Here is a 3,857-nt window from a genome sequence, read left to right on the forward strand (position 1 = left end):
ATGGCAATCAGTATGGCCAGAATGAAGGAGGCCGTGCCGACGATTTCGCGCGTCGCGCCGCGCGTAAAACCCGACAGGCAGGAAAACAGCAATATGCCCAGAAAGATCAGATCGTAGCCTTGCATGTGCGTCCCCTCACAATGGCTTTAAACCCGTACCGGCGTTACCGGAGCCTATTAACCATTCTGGCCTTTTTTATAAAAAAGCGATAGTCCTGATTTAAACCTCATGCCGAAACGAAGTTCGGCGAAGCCAAAAGTGGACGCCACTTTTCGGCATGAGGTGTTACAAAAAATTAGAGCCATGCGTCGCCTCAACTGAGCCGACGAAGACTCTAACTGTTGAGGTCGAAGGCGCCCATGGCATTGACCAGATGCGAGTAGGTCTTGACCTCAAACGGCGCATTGTCCTGAGCCGCGACGGGGGCGATGGCGTTGGAAAAGCCGAGTTTCAGGGCCTCTTTCATGCGCGCTTCCATGCGCGACACGCCGCGCACTTCGCCCGACAGGCTGATTTCCCCGAAGATAACCGACGCCTTGGGCAGGGGCTGATCGAGTAGGGCCGAAACCAGCGCCATGGCGGCCGCCAGGTCGGCGGCGGGTTCGTTGATCTTAAGTCCGCCGGCGACATTCAGATAGACATCCTTACCACCGAACCCCAACCCGCAGCGCGATTCGAGCACGGCCAGAATCATGGCCAGACGCCCGGAATCCCACCCCACGACGGCGCGGCGTGGCGTGCCCAAGGCTGATGGGGCCACCAACGCCTGAATTTCGACCAGTACCGGACGCGAGCCTTCGATTCCCGCGAACACCGCCGAACCCGATGAGCGTTCATCATTGTCGCCGAGAAACAGGGCCGAGGGGTTCGGCACTTCGCGCAAACCACCATCGCCCATTTCAAATACCCCGATCTCATCGGTGGCCCCGAAGCGGTTTTTGGAACCGCGCAAGATGCGGAACGGATAGCCGCGCTCACCCTCGAAAGACAACACGGCATCGACCATGTGTTCGACGACGCGCGGCCCGGCGATCTGGCCTTCCTTGGTGACGTGGCCGACAAGGATCATGGCGATGCGGTTCTTTTTGGCCATCCGCACTAACTCACCGGCGCAGGCCCGCACCTGCGATACCGAACCTTGCGCCGCGTCGATGGCGTCCGACCACAGGGTCTGGATGGAGTCGATGATGACGAGGTCGTAGGTGTCGCGTTTCAGTGCATCGAGAATGGTGCGCAGCGAGGTTTCAGCGGCCAGATCGACAGGGGCCTTGCTGACCCCCATGCGTGAGGCGCGCCCACGCACCTGCTCAACGGCCTCTTCGCCCGAAATATAGGCGACCTTCAGGCTGCGCAGCGCCGCGTGGGCGGTGACCTGCAACAACAGGGTCGATTTGCCCACACCCGGATCACCGGCCAGCAGGATGGCCGAACCGGGCACAATACCGCCGCCGCACACCCGGTCGAACTCTTCGATGCCGGTCACCATGCGCTGCGGTGCCTCGTCTGGCGCATCAAGAGTTTCAAAATTGAGCTTTGAAAGCCTTGAGATTTTCGAAGGCGAGGTTTCGGGTTTCAGGCTGCCCGGCGGGGCGGAAAAACTCTCCTGCACCAAAGTGTTCCAACTCAGGCATCCGGAACACTGACCCGCCCATTTGGTGTGGGTCATCCCGCAGGACTGGCAGACAAAGACGGCCTGAGCCTTGGACATGATTCGCTCGCGCAACAGGATTTATGCTGCGCAACCGATAGCCTGAGCGGGCGCGAAAATCCAGAACAAATTGCGAACTTTCGTGCGAGGAATTGTTCTTCACAGATGCACGCAGATAGTCTCAGCGTGTGGCGGGCAAAGTGAAGTTCAAACCACAGATTACACAGATTGCACAGATTGTGGTGTTTCAAGCAGGCGCCCAGAGCGGTGAAGGCTAAAAAGCGCGAAGCGCCAATCTGTGAAATCTGTTTAATCTGTGGTTCCTAAATACCTCTGTGGCCATCTGTGGAGGAAATCACCACTCTGCTGCTCGTAGCTGCTGTACCGGTCCTGACGCGCCAGATTGCCACCCGCTCTCAGGCAGCGAAGCGATAGAGCAAAAAAGCGGTTTGGCCGGCAAGATACGCCATTCTATTCGTAGCTGCTATACCGGTCCTGACGTGCAAGGTTACCAAACCGCGTGACGTTTTCGTCGAACGACAGGCGTACCGTGCCGATGGGACCGTGACGCTGCTTGCCGATAATGACTTCGGCGGTGCCGCGCAGCTTGTCCATATCCTCCTGCCATTGCAGGTGTTCGGGCGTGCCTTCCTTGGGTTCGGCGCGGCCCAGATAGTAGCTTTCGCGATAGACGAACATGACGATATCGGCGTCCTGTTCGATCGAGCCGGATTCCCGCAGATCCGACAGTTGCGGGCGCTTGTCGTCGCGGCTTTCAACCTGACGCGAGAGCTGCGACAGGGCGATGACCGGCACCTGAAGCTCCTTGGCCAGCGATTTCAGACCCATGGTGATGGTCGAAATTTCCTGCACGCGGTTCATATTGCTGTCGCCCGTCGTGACCAGTTGCAGGTAGTCCACCACGATGAGGTCGAGGCCGGCGGTGCGTTTCAGGCGACGCGCGCGGGCGGTCAGTTTGGCAAGGCTGAGACCGCCGGTATCGTCGATATACAGCGGATAGGAGGCGATCTCCATGGCCGCGTCCTTGAGCCGACCGAACTCCACCGCATCGATTTCCCCCTTGCGCAGGCGGTCGGAGGAGACGCCGGAGGCATCAGCCAGCAGACGGGTCGCCAACTGATCGGCGGACATTTCGAGCGAGTAGAAGGCGACTACGCCGCCATCGACCGTCTTACGCGTGCCGTCGGGCTGAATCTCGAAGCGGTATTTCTTGGCCACGTTCATGGCGATATTGGTGGCCAGCGCCGTCTTCCCCATCGAGGGACGTCCGGCGAGGATCAGCAGGTCCGACTTATGCAGGCCGCCGATTTGCCGGTCGAGGTCGTCCAGCCGCGTCGCCAGACCCGACAGGCCGCCATCGCGGTGGAAGGCTTCTTCGGCATTGGAAATGGCCCCGGTGACGGCTTCGGAGAAGGTCTTGAAACCGGTCGAGGAGGTGCCCTTTTCGGCCATCTCATAAAGCTGGGCTTCGGCGCGCTCGATCTGTTCGCGGCCATTGCCTTCCTGCGTAGCCGAACGGGCGATTTCGCCGCCCAGACGGATCAGATCACGCCGCAGGGCCAGATCATAGATGACGCGCGCATAATCCGAGGCATTGGCCGAAGGCGGGGCACGATCCACCAGATCGGCCAGGTAGCGGATACCTCCCAGATCATTGAAGGCCTGATCGGTCTTGAACTTGTCGAGCAGGACGATGGGCTCAGCCAGATGCCCGATGCGGATTTGCTCCTCAATGGTGGCAAACAGCTTCTGGTGAAACGGCTCGTAAAAATGCCGGGCGCTCAGGCCATCATACAGGCGCTCATAGGCTCCATTGTCGAACATCAGCGTGCCGAGCAGGGCCTGTTCGGCTTCGAGATTGTGCGGCAGGGCCTGTGGCGTGTCGGCCGAAACGGGCAGGGGGGCGTCGAGCAGGGTCGTGTTCATGGGGCTGTTTAAGCAGGTCAGGGGCGGACTGTCGCTGCCCCTATGCGGCGCAAAGGCGGCTGTCCACTTAACTCCGATTCACAGCCTGTGAATAACGGGGATAGATGCATTACTCAGACTGTTGATGTATGGTGATTTGCTGATTAGGGTTTGTGGGGATTCACAGATGAATCGAATTGTGATTCATACTGTTCATGGACCGCAATATTCTAACCGATGCCCAATGGGCGAAGATCGAACCGCATTGCTTGGGGAAACGCAC

General features: G+C 59.1%; 3 protein-coding genes. All 3 read right to left on the minus strand.

Going from position 1 to position 3,857, the window contains the following annotated elements; translation table 11 throughout:
• Positions 1-125 (minus strand): CvpA family protein (locus Q0072_RS21935; RefSeq protein WP_366941805.1); only part of this gene is annotated, 125 nt, incomplete at its 3' end.
• Between the two features lie 209 nt (positions 126-334).
• The gene (gene radA, locus Q0072_RS12130) at positions 335-1,708 is read right to left on the minus strand and encodes a DNA repair protein RadA (RefSeq protein ID WP_298330413.1); all 1,374 of its coding nucleotides are present in this window, start codon (positions 1,706-1,708) and stop codon (positions 335-337) included.
• A gap of 411 nt (positions 1,709-2,119) precedes the next feature.
• Positions 2,120-3,595 carry a replicative DNA helicase gene (locus Q0072_RS12135; RefSeq protein ID WP_126423676.1) on the minus strand — a complete coding sequence of 492 codons (1,476 nt, stop codon included), beginning with the start codon at positions 3,593-3,595 and terminating at the stop codon, positions 2,120-2,122.
• Between the last annotated feature and the right edge of the window lie 262 nt (positions 3,596-3,857).

It is taken from the genome of Asticcacaulis sp., from assembly GCF_027484505.1.
Lineage (GTDB): Bacteria > Pseudomonadota > Alphaproteobacteria > Caulobacterales > Caulobacteraceae > Asticcacaulis.

Bases quoted from the DNA above. Each gene is read 5' to 3' on its own strand.
- radA (WP_298330413.1), bottom strand. From the start codon at position 1,708: ATGTCCAAGGCTCAGGCCGTCTTTGTCTGCCAGTCCTGCGGGATGACC.
- Q0072_RS12135 (WP_126423676.1), bottom strand. From the start codon at position 3,595: ATGAACACGACCCTGCTCGACGCCCCCCTGCCCGTTTCGGCCGACACG.